The organism is Hydrogenophaga atypica (assembly GCF_042665215.1).
Classification (GTDB): Bacteria; Pseudomonadota; Gammaproteobacteria; order Burkholderiales; family Burkholderiaceae_C; genus Hydrogenophaga; species Hydrogenophaga defluvii_A.
In genome coordinates this window covers 256,727-271,322 of record NZ_JBHTCA010000002.1, presented here as the reverse complement: position 1 = coordinate 271,322, position 14,596 = coordinate 256,727, and the positions used below count along the sequence as shown (strand labels likewise).

Here is a 14,596-nt window from a genome sequence, read left to right as displayed (position 1 = left end):
AACCTTCCCTTAACCGTTTGCCGCCGCCGGGGTGGGCCAGGTGATGCGCCAGCCGTGTGACCATTCGGCGGTGGGGGGCGCGGGTTGCAACTCGGCGTCGTGTTCGGTGGCGATGCGCCGCACCAGGGTCAGGCCAATGCCGAGGTTCTGGCCAGGCTGCGCCGGGGCGGATGCGTTTGTGGGACCACCCCCGTCATCAAGCACATCGATGCCGTAGGCGTTGGCGCTGCGCCAAACGCGCACCAGCACCTGGGTGCCGCGCGGTGTGTGGCGCAGGGCGTTGTCCACCAGGTTGCGCAGCGCCAGTTCCAGCATCAGCGGGTGGCCGTGGGTTTGTTGGCCCGGTGCGTCGTCTTGCAGGCCCAGCTCGCGCCCACCTTCAAACGCGGCCTGGGCGTGGTCGGCGATCACGGCGGAGGCCAGTTCGGCCAGTCCCACCGCCACCATGCCTTGCCGGTTGAGGCCCTGGGCACGCGCCAGTTCCAGCAACTGCGACAGGATGCGGCCGGCGCGCAGGGCGTCGCGTTCCACCTGTGCCAGCGCCTGCGCACGTTCGGTGGCGTCGCCGCTGCTGCGGGCCAGCTGGGCCTGCCAGACCAGGGCGGTCAGTGGCGTGCGCAGCTCGTGTGCCACGTCGGCCGCAAAACCGCGCTCGCGCCGCACCTGGTCTTGCAGGTTCTGCACCAGGGTGTTGATGGCGTGCACCGTGCCCTGGAGTTCCACAAAACGGCGTTCATCGGGCAGGTGCTTGCCGCTGTGCAGATCGAGTGCTGCCACCTGGCCCGCCAGCCGGCGCAAAGGGCTGAGGCCCCGCTTGAGGGCCCAGGCCAGCAGCAGCGCCACCAGTGGCAGCAACACCAGGGCGGGGCGCACGATGTGTTCAGCGATGTCGCGGCCCAGCGCCGCGTGCGCTTGTGTGGGCACCAGCACCACGGCGCGGCGCGGCGTGCCGTGGTCGGTCGCGTCCTGCACCCACATGCGCCATTCGCCGGGCAGGCCGGGCAGGCGCAGGCGTTGCAGGCCGGCGCGCAGGTCGGTGGGCAGTTGGGCCTGCAGGCCGTGGCTGTCCAGGCGCAGGCTGGGGCCGCTCCAGAGCAGCACGGCCCACTCGGTGGTGTAAGCCTCTTTGTGTCGGGTCAGTGCGGTGGCGTCGCGCGGGGGGCTGGTAGACGCGGCTTCGGGCCACTGTGCCGCCGGCAGCGCCAGCCAGTGGCTGGCCACCGATTTCAGCTGACCCTCTGCGATTTCCTCGGCTTCGTGGTGGCCGGTGTAAAAGGCCACGCCCGCGAGGGTGAGCCACACGGCGGTGGTGGTGCCCAGCACCCACCACCACAGGCGAAGCCACAGGCTCTGGGGGCGCGACGTCATCCCACGTCCTTGGGCATGAAGTAGCCGACGCCGCGCACGGTTTTCACGATGCCCTCGCCCAGCTTGCGCCGCAGGTGGTGGATGTGGACCTCCAGCGCGTTGCTCTCCAGCCCTTCGTCGAAACCGTAGAGCGATTGCTCCAGCCGGTCGCGGCTGAGCACCTGGCCACGCGCCTGCCACAGGGTCATCAGCACCGCCCACTCCTTGGTGCGCAGTTCCACCGGCTGGCCGGCGCGCGTCACATGCCGCGTGGCGGGGTCGATGGCCACCTCGCCGATGTGGATGAGCGGGTTGGCGCGGCCGGCGCTGCGCCGCAGGGCCACGCGCATGCGGGCCAGCAGTTCATCGGCGTCGAAGGGTTTGACCAGGTAGTCGTCGGCGCCCTGGTCAAGGCCGGCAATGCGGTCGGGCACGGCGTCGCGGGCGGTCATGATCAACACCGGCAGGTCGGGGTGGGGCAGGCGCTCCTGCCCAGGGATGGGCGGCGGTTGGCGGCGCAGGCGTTGCAGCAGGTCGCCGCCGTCGCCGTCGGGCAGGCCCAGGTCGAGCAGCATCAGGTCAAAGGCCTCGGTCTGCAGTGCCGACCACGCGTGGGCCACGGTGGCGCAGTGGTCCACCGCATAGCCCACGCCCTTGAGCATGGCCACCAGGCCGCCGGCAATGCCGGCATCGTCTTCCACAATCAGCACGCGCATAGGGGCAAAGGGTAGGCGTTGTAGGGTGTCAGTGTAGTCACCCGGTATTCGAGCCTGCCTGGGTTAAGCCCGGCTTAATCGCGGTCGCTTGCAATCCGCGCATGCGTTGGAATTCCTTCTTGTCTGTGCCCGTGGTGCGTGCCGGTGGGCTGCTGTTGGTGGCCGCCTTGCTGTGGGATCTGGGCGGGCAGGACGTGGCCGTGATGCACTGGTGGGGCGACGCCAGCGGCTTCGCCTTGCGCCACCACCCCTGGCTGGAGCGCTATGCCCACGATGGTGTGCGCCGGCTGCTGGTGGCCGTTTTGCTGATCGGCCTGGTGGTGCTGGCGCTGGGTCGTGGGCCGGTGCGCGGCTGGTCCGGCCGCGAGCGCCTGTCGGTGGGCCTGGGCGTGCTCGCGGCTTTGTTGGTGGTGAACGTGATCAAACGCGCCAGCCTGACCAGTTGCCCTTGGGACCTGGCCGAATTCGGCGGACCGGCGCAGTACGTGTCGCACTGGATGCTGGGCCTGGCCGACGGCGGCGGGGCGCACTGCTTTCCGGGCGGGCATGCCTCGTCGGCGTTGGCCTTCGTGGGCGTGGCCTTGCCCTGGCTGAGCGGCCGGCGTGGCACCGGCTGGACGGGGGCGCTGCTGCTGGTGGCGCTGTTGTTGGCCGGCGCTGCGCTGGGCGCAGTGCAGACGTTGCGTGGCGCCCACTACCCCAGCCACACCCTGTGGACCATGGTGATTTGTTATGCCGCCAACGCTGCCGTGTGGTGGGCGGTGCATCGCGGTGCGGCCGCCCGCGAACAGCGTTACCAGCCCAGCCCGATGTGAAGGGGCAGGTAGACCGCCATGCCGCTGAGGATGGTGCCCAGCACCCCACCGCGCCAGAAAAACCAGGCCGCGCCCACGGCCGCTGCGTACAGGCGGGCGTCTTGCCAGGTGTTGACCAGCACGCCGTGTGTGGTCAGCACCTCAGGGGCCACCACGGCTGACAGGGCCGCCACCGGCGCGTAGCGCAGACCGCGCTGGGCCCAACCGGGCAAGGTCCAGGGGCTGTCGGAGATGAAGAACAGCGAGCGGGTGACCACGGTGATCACCGCCATGCCGACGATGCTCATCAGCGAGGTCCAGGTGATGTCAAACATGGCGGGCCTCCTCATGCGGGCCGGTTTTGCCCGTGGCCTCCAGCACCAGGCAGATGGCCACCGCACTGGCGATGGCGACCAGGATGTTGAGTTTGAGCGGCAGGGCATAGGCCACCACCGCCGCGCTGGCCGCCACACCGGCCGACACCGCGCGCAGCCGGGACGTGACCAGCGAACAGCCCACGCCCAACAGGGCCAGGATGCCGGCAAAGCCCAAACCCCAGGCCGTCGGAATGACGTTGGCCAGCGCCACACCCAGCAGGCTGGACACCATCCACGCACCGTAGTTGATGGCGCAGTTGCCGGCCAGGTAGGCGTGTTGCGCCACCTGCTGCGCTTCGTTCTGCGGGGCGTGGGGGTAGCGCCTGGCAAAGTACACGTAGGTCAGGTCACCGGTGAGGTAGCCCGTGACCAGGCGCTCCCAGCGGGGCAGGTGCATCATGTGTGGCCGCAGGTGGACCGAAAACACGATGAAGCGCAGGTTGACGCAGAAGGCCGTGGCCAGGATCACCCAGATGGGCGCACCGGCGCCCAGCAACGGGATGGCGGCGAGCTGCGCGCTGCCGGCGTAGACCAGCAGCGTCATCAGCGAGGCCTCCAGCGGGCTCAGGCCCGACTTGACCATGGCCACCCCCGTCATCAGCCCCCAGGCGGCGATGCCCATGGCCACCGTGGCCTGGTGTTGCAGCCCCAGCCGGTACTCGGGGTGCTCGCGGTAGATGCGCTTAAGAAACATGGTCGGGCCCGGTGGCGCCCAGGCGTTGGCCAGGGTGCAGGTCGGCCCCTTGCAGGAAGGCGGTGGCGGGCAGGCGTTTGCCGCCGGCGCGCTGCAGTTCCGTCAGCCGCAGCACACCCTGGCCGGTGGCCACACGCACCCCTTGTGCGCTGGCTTCGAGCACGGTGCCTGGGGGGGCGTCGGATGCGCCGGGTTCAGCGAAGGCCGCCCAGATCTTGAGGTTTTCTTGGCCTTGGTGGGTGAGCGCGCCCGGAAACGGGTCGAAGGCGCGCACCCGGCGCGCCAGCACCTCCGCCGGCAAGGTCCAGTCGATCAAGGCCTCGTGTTTCTCAATCTTGTGTGCGTAGGTCACGCCTTCGGCGGGCTGGGGCGTGCGCCTCAGCTGATCCAGGCGCGCCAGCGCGTCCACGATCAGGCGGCCACCCAGCGCCGCGAGCTTGTCGTGCAGGCGGGCGGTGTTGTCGTCGGCGGCGATGGGCAGGGTTTCCATCAGCAGCATGTCGCCGGTGTCCAGGCCAGCGTCCATTTGCATGATGGTGACGCCGGTTTGGGTGTCACCGGCTTCGATGGCGCGGTGGATGGGCGCCGCACCCCGCCAACGCGGCAGCAGCGAGGCGTGGATGTTCAGGCAGCCTTTGGCCGGGGTGTCCAGCACCCATTGGGGCAAGATGAGCCCGTAGGCGGCCACCACCATGGCGTCCAGGCCGGCGTCGCGCAACAGCCACTGTGCGGCCTGGGCGTCGTCGGGGTATTTGCCGTCCAGGCGCAGGCTGCGCGGTTGGGCCACTTGCAGGCCGTGGTCCAGTGCCAGCAGTTTCACGGCCGATGCCTGCAGCTTCATGCCCCGGCCAGCCGGGCGGTCGGGCTGGGTCAGCACCAGCGGGACTTCGTGGCCGGCTTCCAGCAAGCGCTGCAGGGCCACGGCGGCAAATTCCGGCGTGCCGGCGAATGCGATTTTCATGGGGCGTTGGTTTGACAGCTCACTCGACGAAGCGCTCGGACGGCTCGAATTCGGGTTCGTCGGTGGTCAGCAGCTGGCGCACAGTGCCACCCGGATCCAGGTGCACATGCAACTGCCTGCGGCGCATATTGTCCAGGAAGCGGTAGGTCCAGATTTCCCCTTCGAAGCGCGCCACGCGCTCGACCAAGGCCGGACGACCGTAGCGCATCAGCACGTCATCGCGGCGCCAGCTACCGACTTGAATGTGGGCGAAGTCGTTGGGTTCCAGCACCTGTTGCGTGTGGGTCAACCGGCCGTTGGCATCGAAGTCGAGGTTGTGCACCCAGGGGCCGGCGGGCTGGTAAGAGTATTGCAGGCGCTCGCCATCGGGCAGGCGGTGCACCGCGCTGGGCGGGCCGAGTCGGGCCAGGGTGTCGTCGCGGCTGCTGCCCAGGGGCATGCGGTCTGGCGTGGCGCAGGCGGCCAGCAGCGCGGCGAGCATCGCCAGCACAGGCCACAGCAGCCAGCGCCTGGGCGTCATTCGCGGGCCTCGCGTTCGGCCTTGAGCAGCTTGGTTTTGATGCGGTTGCGCTTGAGCGGCGAGAGGTATTCAACGAAGACCTTGCCCATCAGGTGGTCCATTTCGTGCTGAATGCACACGGCCAGCATGCCTTCGGCCTCGATGGTGCGCGGCTGGCCTTCGCCGTCCAGCGCGCGCACGCGCACCGCGGTGGAGCGCTCCACGCCGTCGTAAATGCCAGGCACCGACAGGCAGCCTTCCTCGCCCTTGCGGGTTTCGGGGCTGGCCCACTCGATCTCGGGGTTGATGAGCACCAGGGGCTGGTCGCGTTCTTCGCTGACGTCGATCACGATCAGGCGCTGGTGCACGTCCACCTGGGTGGCTGCCAGACCGATGCCGTTGGCTTCGTACATGGTGGCCAGCATGCGCGGGATGAGCGCACGCACGGACTCGTCCACTGCGGCCACGGGTTTGGCGACGGTGTGCAGGCGGGGATCGGGGTAACGCAGGATGGGGAGCAGGTCGGCGGACGGCATGGTGAACAAGGCAAAAAAGTGTGAGCGCGCCAGACGGCGGTTCCCTTCAAATGGGGACGCTGGCGCGGATTTGTAGCTATTTTCGCCACTTTTGAGTCTGGCCGAGTGGGCGCTCGGGCCTAATCATTGCCTAATCAAGGGCTTGGGCGCAAAATCAAACGCAAATTGTCAAGAAATGGTGGGCGCCGACGTGCCTGGGTGCCGCCCGCCAGCAACAGGGCTTCAACATGCCGTTTTCCCCTTTTTGTACGCGTCCGACCGCCCGCCATGCGGCGCTGGCCCTCGGCACGGCGGCTTGGCTGGCTGCCGGTGTGGTGCAGGCCCAGTCGGCCACCCAGCGTTATCCCATCACGCCACAACAACGCGACACCGCGCAACAGGTGGCGCAGGCCGGCGTGGCGCTGAGCGAGTTGGCGCCCAACGCGCCCAGCAGCCACACGGTACAACGCGGTGACACCTTGTGGGGCATTTCGGGCCTGTTCCTCAAGAGCCCCTGGCGTTGGCCCGAGCTGTGGGGTATGAACCTGCAGGCCATCCGCAACCCGCACCTGATTTACCCTGGCCAGAAGCTGGTCCTGGACACCTCCAGTGGCCGCGCCATCCTGCGTTTTGCCCAAGACGGCACGGGTGGTGTGCCCACAGTCAAGGTGTCACCGAGGGTGCGCTCCGAGAGTTTGGCCGACAGCGCCATCCCTGCGCTGTCACCGCAGCAGATCGAGCCCTTCCTGACCGAAGCCATCATCGCCGATCAGGACTCGCTGGGCGACGCACCGCGCATCGTGGCCGCCCAGGAGGGCCGCGTGTTGCTCAGTCGCGGTGACCGGGCCTATGCCCGTGGCCTCACCGGCTATGGCACACAAGGCACGGCGCTGAGCATGGACCCGGGTGAGCCGCGCGCCTTCCGCGTGTTCCGCAACGTCACGCCCTTGAAAGACCCCACCACCGGCGACGTGCTGGGTTATGAGGCCAAGTTCCTGGGACGTGCCACGTTGGTGCGGCCCGAGGAAATGCGCGAGACCCCGGGCAGCGGCGGCAAGTCCACGCTGGAGCTGGTGCCCGCCACCATCGACATCGTGCAGACCAAGGAAGAAATCCGCGCGGGCGACCGATTGCTGCCCGAGCCGCCGCGCGCTTTCCGCAACTACGTGCCCACCGCAGCGCCAGCCGATGTGAATGGCCAGGTGGTGTCGGTGTATGGCAACGCCGTCACCTACGCCGGCCAGAGCCAGGTGGTGGTGATCAACCGTGGAACAGAACACGGCCTGCAGCCGGGCCACGTGCTGGCGGTGTTGCTCAACAGCACCAAGGTCACCGACACCACCGACAAGCAGCGCGTGCAAATCCAGTTGCCCGGTGAGCGCAATGGCCTGATGATGGTGTTTCGCACCTTCGAGCGCGTGTCGTACGCGCTGGTGCTGGAAATCGCCGACGGTGTGACCGTGGGCGCCCGGGTGATCAGCCCCAACCCCAGTCCCTGACAGGGCAGGCTGAGCGCACAAGACAAAAAAGACATCGCAGGGAGGCGCCGTGGAGCGCGACGAACTGGGCGCCTGGTTGCGCCTGCTGCTCACGCCTGGCGTGGGCAATGCCACCGCACGCCAGTTGCTGGCCGCTTTGGGTGGCCCCCATCAGGTCTTTGAGCAATCCCCCGCCGTGCTGGCTTCGCTGGTCGGGCCGCGTCTGGCCGATGCGCTGTTGGCGCCACCGCCCGAATGGGGCCGCCAGCTCAGCACGACCTGGGCTTGGTTGCAAGCCGGTCCGGCCCACCATGTGCTGAGCTTGGCGGACGCAGGCTACCCTCCCGACTTGCTGCAGATGCCCGATCCGCCCACGCTGCTCTTCGTGCAGGGCAGCCTGGCCGCGCTGGCCCACCCGCAGCGGGTGGCTGTGGTGGGCAGCCGCAACCCCACACCCCAGGGCCAGCTCAATGCGCGCGAGTTCGCGCGCGCCTTGGGCCACGCTGGTGTGTGTGTGGTGTCGGGCCTGGCCCTGGGGGTGGACGGCGGCGCCCACGAAGGCGCGCTCGATGCCGGCGCCCCCACCGTTGCCGTGGTGGGCACCGGGCTGGACCGCGTGTACCCCGCACGGCACAAGGCGTTGGCGCACCGCATTGCCGCCACTGGCGCGCTGATCAGCGAGTACCCGCTGGGCACGCCGCCGCTGGCACCCCACTTTCCCAAGCGCAACCGGCTCATTGCCGCGCTGGGGCAGGGCACGCTGGTGGTGGAGGCGGCGCTGCAGTCGGGTTCGCTCATCACCGCCCGTTTGGCGGCCGACATGGGGCGCGATGTGTTTGCCATTCCCGGCTCCATCCACTCGCCGCAGTCGCGCGGCTGCCATGCACTGATACGCCAGGGCGCCAAGCTGGTGGAGTCGGCGCAGGACGTGCTGGAAGAGTTGCACGTGTTGCCGCCGGCCGATGCCGCTGCCCCCGCCGATGAGCCCCCCGAGGTGCCCGCAACAGGCGATGCGGCTTTGCTGGCGGCACTGGGTCACGACCCGGTGGGCCTGGACGCGCTGCAAGCTCGCACCGGCTGGCCCACGGCGCAGCTGCAGGCGGCGCTGTTGGAACTGGAGTTGGTGGGCGAGGTCGGGCGCTTGCCTGGCGGGCTGTTTCAACGCGTGGGCCGCGTCTGAGCCGCTGTTTAAGAAATTCTTAGGGAAGCGTTAAGCGCAATTTAGCAGCGCGCTGGGGGCCACATTTTTAGACTGCATGGCAGGCACGGAGGCGCACGGTGCGCCACCGCCCACCCGGAGTTTTTCATGCAATTCAACGCCCTCGAAATCAGTGCCGTGGCCCTGTCGGCCGCCACCGCCACCGCCACCGCCCCCCGGCTCGACCTCTACGCCGGTATCCACAAGGCCTTGCGCGCCGCCATGAGCGATGCCTTGCTCACCCTTGGCCGCTGCGACACGCAGGACCCCGTTGAGGTGTCCGCCATGGCGACCACCCTGCGCGAACTGCTGTTTTTCTGTGAACAGCACGTGCTGCACGAAGACCGCTTCATGCACCCCGCCCTGCACGCCCGCGCGCCGGGGGTGAGCGACCACGCCGCCGACGACCACCACGGCCACCTGGAGCACATTGCCATGCTGCGCGCCGAGGTCGACGCGCTGCTGGCGCGTGCGCCCGCCCACCGCGAGTCCGCAGCCCTGGCGCTGTACCGCCGGCTGTCGCTGTTCGTGGCCGAGAACTTCGAGCACATGCTGATCGAGGAGACCCGCCACAACGCCGCCCTGTGGGCGCACTACAGCGACGCCGAGCTGGCCGCTCTGCACGACGCGCTGCTGGCGTCGGTTCCGCCGCAAGAGATGATGGCCACGTTGCGTTGGCTGGTGCCCTTCGTGGCGCACGCCGAGCGCTGCGCCTTGCTGGCCGACATGCGTGCCCACGCGCCGGCGCCGGCCTTCGAGGCGGCGTTGGGTGTGGTGCGGCCGCACCTGAGCGAGCGCGACTGGGGCAAGCTGGTTCAGGCCCTCGGCCTGCCCGCCTGAGCGCCATCACCCCTGGGTCAGCACCACCTGCCCTGACACGCAGAGGCGGAAGCGGCCGCGGCCGGTTTTCTCCAGCCGCAGGCCCACGTTCTGCTCCAGCAGGCGGCGTTGCAACAGCAGCAGCCGCGCCTCCAGGTTGTCCACCACATCGGGCAGGCCCAGGCTGGGGTCCAGCCGCAACTCGCGGTTGGAAAACTCGGTGCGGCCGTGCGCGGCATGGTCGCGCAGCAGCTTGCACAGGATGGCGCCTGCCACCCCTTTGATGAGGTAGCTGCCGTTGACGAACACGCTGTGGTGGGCCAGAAAGCAACGCACCTGCAGCACCGCCGGTGTCTGTGGGCAGGGGCCGGTGTCGGTCGGGGGGGCTTCCGGCGCATCGCCATGGGCTTGGAGGTGGGCCAACGTGGCGCCCACCTGGCCGGCCAGCGCCACCAGCATGTCTTCGTCTTCAAAGCTGAAGCGCATGTCCTGCCCGCTTTCCACGAACAGCACGCCCAGCAGCCGGCCCGCGCAGCGCATGGGCACCGCCATCTGACTGCGCGGCTCGGGCAGGCCGGGGTAGGGGATTTCCTGGCCCGGCGCCGCATCGGCTTCGCCCAGTCCGCTGCGCACCGCCTGGCTGTAGCGGTAGGCGCTGGTCAGGTGGTTGACGCGCACGGCGGTTTGCTCCTGCGCGGCCACGCCGATGACGCCGTCGCCCAAGGCAATTTCTGACCCCACACCGGACAGCGGGTAGCCACAACTGGCCACGGTGTAGAGCGAGCTGCCCGCTTCGTCGCACAACAACACCATGGCGTGGGGCATGTCCAGCGGGCCACGCAAGGTGTCGATCAAGGTGTTGAGCAGCGCGTCCAGCGAGGTGCTGCGGCTGAGCTGGTCGCTCGCGCGCCGCAGCAGCGCCAGTTGGCCGCTGCGCTCCGGTGGCGCAGGCAGGGGCTGGCCGTCCACGGCTTCGATGCCCAGCACCGCGTAGATGTCGGACCCGCGCAGGCGGAACACCTCGGCCAGGCCTTCGTGTGAGGCGATGCCGGCCAACTGCGCCTTCATGCCTTCGAACACCGGGCCGCTGGTTTCGGTGCGCAGGTAACGAAGGTGCAGGCGGTAGAACTGCGCGGTCTGCGGGTGCAACACCAGCACCGTGGCCTGGGGCTGGGCCAGGATGTTCTGGCGCGTCTTGTTGAAAAACTGGAAGGACAGCGCCACGTGCGCCTCGTCCACGTAGAACACCTGTGACAGGTAGGCCACGTTGGGCGTGCCGTCGGCCGAACAGGTGGCCATGGTGGCGGGGACCGCACCTTCCATGCAGGGGCGCAGGGCGCTCAGCGTCAGGCTCATGTTCCCACCCCCGGCGTCATCAACGGTATGCCGGCGCGTGGCCCGGGGCTTTGGTCGAAGGCCTGTTCGGGGCAGAAAACGATGGCCACCACATCGTCGATGCGGTGGGCCAGCATGGCCTGGGTGAAGGTGGGCGGGAAGCCCACCGCACCGACCTCACGTTCCATGGATTCGCGGTAGCGCTGCAGGATGGGCAGGTCGCTCACCGCCATGGGGCGCAAGTTGACCTGACGGCTCTTGAGCTGCAGCGTCTGGTGGCTGGCCGGTGAACTGAAGACCACCGCCACCTGGCCGGTGTGGGCGATGTCATCGAGCAACTGGCCGGCCTGACTGCGCGACACGTAGACCGTGACCTCGCGCCCACCGTCGGCCACATGGCTGCCCACCGCACGCATGAGGCTGGGCACACGTGTCGCACTGGCAGATGCGACGATCACCGACACCCCCCGTGCCATCAGTGCGAGGTATTCAGGGGGCAGCAGGGGGGTGGCGTCGGTCATGGTGAGGGACGCTCGGTGGCTCAGGCGAGCAGGCGTTCGGGGTTGGCGTCGAGCTTGTTGAGTGCGTCGCGGGTGGCGCGCAGCGTCAGCGTTTCGGCTTCGCAGGGCTTGAGCAGGCCGGCTTCGAGGTAGCTGGCCACACGGCCTTGCTGCAGCAAAAAGCTGCGCCGCTCGGGGCCGGCAAACAGGAAGAGCTGCTTGTGTGGGCTGCGCCACGAGAGCTGCACCAGGCTGGCAAAGCCGTTGTGACTGAGCTCGAACCAGGCGCCGCGCTCCAGGCCCTTGGCCCAGGCCCGCAGCGCGGACGAGACTTTCTGTTCGGTGTCCGGCACCACCACGATGTCCGAGGCGTCCACGCCGGTGATCATCTCGATGCTGTACTGGTCGAGCTTGATCTGCTCGACCTCGGTGTCGGCCAGGTAGGCGTCGAGGCTGCCCAGGCGCTGGGTCATGTCTTGCAGCCACTGGTCGGACAAGGGTTGGGTGCGGGCCATGAAGGCCTCCACCAGCGCGTCGCTCACGTGTTTGATGTGTTGGTCCTGCAGCGCGGCCGTCAGCCCCAGCAACGTCATGCCTTCGCGCAGCCGCGCCATCAGGCCGGGCAGGCGGCCAATCACCTTGGCGCGTTCGGCGCGGGTGGGCTTGGCGCTGGCCATCCACAGCAGTTCGCCGGCCACGGCACGGAAACCGGTGGACACGGCGTGCTGCGCCCCATGACGCACCGTGGCCACCGCCAGCACCTCGGTCCAGACGTGGAACAGGAAATCGCGCACCGGTTCGGCCACCGGCGCCTGGCCCAGCAGCTTGCGCAGCTCGATGGTGAACTTCACCGTCAGCGTTTCCTTGAGCTCCACCTGCTCGGCCAGGTTGGCCAGCTTCTGGGTTTCGCCGCGCTCCAGCAGGTGCTGCGAGAGGAAAGCCTCGAACTCCTTGTGAACGATCTCGAACACCTTGCGGCCGGTCTCGGGGTATTGCTCCACCACCTGCACGATGCGGCGCATCTCCGCTTCCAGCGGCTCCAGCGAGACGCTGGCGTCAAAGCCCATCACGCAGGCGCCCATGCGGTCGAGCAGCAGGCGCGCCGGGTGGTCGGTGCTGCCCAGGAAATCCGCGTCCACCAGGGCCACGCGCAGCACCGGCATCTGCAGCCGCGCAAACCACACGCGGATGCTGGGCGGCAGGCGCTCCTCGGCCAGGATGCTGTCGAAAATCAGCGCCACCACTTCGATGACGGCTTTGTCCTGCTGGCTGGACGCGGCCTGTTTGAGCGCGCGTGTCTGCTGCCGCAATTCGGCCACGCCGGCCTGGTAGGCCTCGGGTGCGATGGCACCGGCGTCGGCCGCACGCAAGGCGCCTGGCGTGGGCGGGTGGGGCATGGCCACCATCAGGGTGGTGGCGTCGGCACGGGCCTTGTGGGACGGCGCCGAACCGCCGCCACCCGGTGCGCCAGCGCCAGGCCCGCCCGCAACACCTGGTGTGGGGGTGCCCGCGCCCATCCAGCGCGCCGCCGCCGGGATGTGATCGGCCAACAGCTGGCGCATGCGCTGCGTCATGTCCTGCAGCTTGGCGGCCACCGGGCTCATGCCCGCAGCGGGCGCGCCCGGCGGTGGGTGGGTGGGTGCTGGCCCGGTGGCGGCCGCGGCCCCATGGGCGGGCAGGGGGGCGCCGTCACGTCCACGCCGCACCAATGCACGCAAATCGATGTGAGGCAGCACCCCTTGCTGCAACAGCCAGGCGTTGGCCAGGTGGCAGGCTTCGTTGAACACCTGGGCCAGGCGGCGCTCCACCACTGGCTGGCAGTGGAGCCAGTCGTCGCGCGTCAGCCCGACGTCCGACCACGCCCCGAGCATGGCCTGTGTGATGTGTGCGGGCTGCACCGTGTCGTTGTGGGCCAGCTCGTGGGTTTGCTCCAGGTGTTGCAAGCGCAGCCGCAGGTCGTTGAACTCGTCCTGTGCTGGGGCCGCCAGCGTTTGGGCCAGCCGCCCCGCGAGGATTTGTATCTCCATGTCCTCTTCTTCGAGCAGGCGCAATTCGCTGCCCAAAGGTGTGCCCGAGGTGGAACTGGGTGCCTGCTCGAGCAGGCGCTGCCCGGCGGCGCGCTGCCAGGGTAGGGCGAGTGTCAGCCAGCTGCGGCGCAGGTTGTCTGCCAGCTGGACTTTGTCGCTGCTGGCACCCGGTTCGGGCAGCTTGTCCAACAGGGTGGCGATGTCCTTGACCACATCGGGCAGCGCCTTGAGCACATGGCGCAGCAGCAGGCGCCTGGCCTGCTGTGCGTGGGATGTGTGTGTGGCGGCGTCTGACACTTCAGCTGTGGTTCAGGGTGTGGGCCTCGATTGTCCCCGAGAAGCGCGAGCGTGCGCCGCCCCCGTGTGTCAGACCACGGCGCCCGCGTTCGGGTCGTTGGGGTCTTCCTTCTTGCCGCCGCCGCCGCCGCCACCCTTGATCAGGTCTTCGCGCTTGATGCCCAGCCACATGGCGATGGCGGCGGCCACAAACACCGAGGAGTAGATGCCGAACAGGATGCCGATGGTCAGCGCCATCGCGAAGTAGTGCAGCGTGGGGCCGCCGAACAGCAGCATGGACAACACCATGATCTGGGTCGAACCGTGGGTGATGATGGTGCGGCTGATGGTGGACGTGATGGCGTGGTTGATCACCTCCACCGTGTTCATCTTGCGGTACTTGCGGAAGCTTTCACGGATGCGGTCGAAGATCACCACCGACTCGTTGACCGAGTAGCCCAGCACCGCCAGCACGGCGGCCAGCACCGCCAGCGAGAACTCCCACTGGAAGAAGGCAAAGAAGCCCAGGATGATGATGACGTCGTGCAGGTTGGCGATGATGGCCGAGACCGCGTACTTCCATTCGAAGCGGATGGCCAAGTAGATCATGATGCCCAGGATCACCATGCCCAGGGCCTTGAGGCCGTCTTCCACCAACTCCTGGCCCACCTGCGGACCCACGAATTCGGTTCGACGCAGCTGCACCGCCGGGTTCTGGGCCTTGAGCGCGGCCAACATCGCCTCGCTCTGCTGGCCCGATGTCTGACCCTGCATGGCCGGCAGGCGCATCAGCACGTCGCGCGAGGTGCCGAAGTTCTGCACCGGCACATCGGCGTAGCCCAGGCCCTCGACCACTTTGCGCACCGCTTCCAGGTCGGCCGGTTGTTCGTAGGCCACCTCCATCACCGTGCCACCGGTGAATTCCACTGACAGGTGCAGGCCACGCGTGACCAGGAAAAACACCGCCAGTGCGAAGGTGACAAATGAAACCACGTTGAAAACCAACGCGTGTTTCATGAAAGGGATGTCCTTGCGGATCTTGAACAGTTCCATCGCGTGT

At 68.4% G+C, this 14,596-nt stretch carries 15 protein-coding genes; 4 read left to right on the top strand and 11 right to left on the bottom strand.

Going from position 1 to position 14,596, the window contains the following annotated elements; genetic code table 11:
• Positions 1-9 precede the first annotated feature (9 nt).
• Entirely contained in the window at positions 10-1,368 is a 1,359-nt protein-coding gene (locus tag ACFQPB_RS03605; RefSeq protein ID WP_382219831.1) for a histidine kinase dimerization/phospho-acceptor domain-containing protein, read from the bottom strand.
• Positions 1,365-2,063, bottom strand: coding sequence for a response regulator (locus ACFQPB_RS03600; RefSeq protein ID WP_382219829.1), 699 nt, complete (start codon positions 2,061-2,063; stop codon positions 1,365-1,367). The genes ACFQPB_RS03605 and ACFQPB_RS03600 overlap by 4 nt, the downstream gene beginning before the upstream one ends.
• 101 nt (positions 2,064-2,164) lie before the next feature.
• Between ACFQPB_RS03600 and ACFQPB_RS03595 the strand changes: the two genes are divergently transcribed.
• Positions 2,165-2,878: a phosphatase PAP2 family protein gene (locus tag ACFQPB_RS03595; RefSeq protein ID WP_382219827.1), complete on the top strand. Its 714-nt coding sequence runs from the start codon at positions 2,165-2,167 to the stop codon at positions 2,876-2,878.
• Here the strand turns inward: ACFQPB_RS03595 and ACFQPB_RS03590 are convergent.
• Genes ACFQPB_RS03590 through def form a run of 5 tightly spaced genes read right to left on the bottom strand, consistent with a single transcriptional unit; the run spans position 2,857 to position 5,924 of the window.
• Positions 2,857-3,192 carry an AzlD domain-containing protein gene (locus tag ACFQPB_RS03590; RefSeq protein ID WP_382219825.1) on the bottom strand — a complete coding sequence of 112 codons (336 nt, stop codon included), beginning with the start codon at positions 3,190-3,192 and terminating at the stop codon, positions 2,857-2,859. The two genes, ACFQPB_RS03595 and ACFQPB_RS03590, sit on opposite strands and share 22 nt — an antisense overlap.
• Positions 3,185-3,928: an AzlC family ABC transporter permease gene (locus tag ACFQPB_RS03585; protein ID WP_382219823.1), complete on the bottom strand. Its 744-nt coding sequence runs from the start codon at positions 3,926-3,928 to the stop codon at positions 3,185-3,187. The genes ACFQPB_RS03590 and ACFQPB_RS03585 overlap by 8 nt, the downstream gene beginning before the upstream one ends.
• Positions 3,918-4,889, bottom strand: a complete 972-nt coding sequence (gene fmt / locus ACFQPB_RS03580) for a methionyl-tRNA formyltransferase (RefSeq protein WP_382219821.1) — start codon at positions 4,887-4,889, stop codon at positions 3,918-3,920. The genes ACFQPB_RS03585 and fmt overlap by 11 nt, the downstream gene beginning before the upstream one ends.
• A 19-nt stretch (positions 4,890-4,908) precedes the next feature.
• A complete protein-coding gene (locus tag ACFQPB_RS03575; protein ID WP_382219819.1) occupies positions 4,909-5,409 on the bottom strand; it encodes a hypothetical protein in 501 nt (166 codons plus the stop codon).
• A complete protein-coding gene (gene def, locus ACFQPB_RS03570; protein ID WP_382202381.1) occupies positions 5,406-5,924 on the bottom strand; it encodes a peptide deformylase in 519 nt (172 codons plus the stop codon). Before def ends, ACFQPB_RS03575 begins: the two co-directional genes overlap by 4 nt.
• Before the next feature lie 227 nt (positions 5,925-6,151).
• Between def and ACFQPB_RS03565 the strand changes: the two genes are divergently transcribed.
• The 3 genes from ACFQPB_RS03565 to ACFQPB_RS03555 all read left to right on the top strand — a co-directional run bounded on the left by ACFQPB_RS03565 (position 6,152) and on the right by ACFQPB_RS03555 (position 9,419).
• On the top strand, positions 6,152-7,402 hold the full coding sequence (locus ACFQPB_RS03565; protein ID WP_382219818.1) for a LysM peptidoglycan-binding domain-containing protein: 1,251 nt from the start codon (positions 6,152-6,154) through the stop codon (positions 7,400-7,402).
• Positions 7,403-7,451: 49 nt separating this feature from the next.
• Positions 7,452-8,561, top strand: coding sequence for a DNA-processing protein DprA (gene dprA / locus ACFQPB_RS03560; protein ID WP_382219816.1), 1,110 nt, complete (start codon positions 7,452-7,454; stop codon positions 8,559-8,561).
• 126 nt (positions 8,562-8,687) lie between these two features.
• On the top strand, positions 8,688-9,419 hold the full coding sequence (locus tag ACFQPB_RS03555) for a hemerythrin domain-containing protein (RefSeq protein WP_382219814.1): 732 nt from the start codon (positions 8,688-8,690) through the stop codon (positions 9,417-9,419).
• 6 nt (positions 9,420-9,425) lie between these two features.
• Here ACFQPB_RS03555 and ACFQPB_RS03550 read toward each other — a convergent pair whose 3' ends face one another.
• The 4 genes from ACFQPB_RS03550 to secF form a co-directional block, all read right to left on the bottom strand.
• Entirely contained in the window at positions 9,426-10,754 is a 1,329-nt protein-coding gene (locus ACFQPB_RS03550; protein WP_382219812.1) for a GAF domain-containing protein, read from the bottom strand.
• Positions 10,751-11,254 carry a hypothetical protein gene (locus ACFQPB_RS03545; protein ID WP_382219810.1) on the bottom strand — a complete coding sequence of 168 codons (504 nt, stop codon included), beginning with the start codon at positions 11,252-11,254 and terminating at the stop codon, positions 10,751-10,753. The genes ACFQPB_RS03550 and ACFQPB_RS03545 overlap by 4 nt, the downstream gene beginning before the upstream one ends.
• Positions 11,255-11,274: 20 nt before the next feature.
• Positions 11,275-13,557, bottom strand: coding sequence for a DUF1631 family protein (locus ACFQPB_RS03540; RefSeq protein WP_382219808.1), 2,283 nt, complete (start codon positions 13,555-13,557; stop codon positions 11,275-11,277).
• Positions 13,558-13,626: 69 nt separating this feature from the next.
• On the bottom strand, positions 13,627-14,589 hold the full coding sequence (gene secF / locus ACFQPB_RS03535) for a protein translocase subunit SecF (RefSeq protein WP_382219806.1): 963 nt from the start codon (positions 14,587-14,589) through the stop codon (positions 13,627-13,629).
• Positions 14,590-14,596 lie beyond the last annotated feature (7 nt).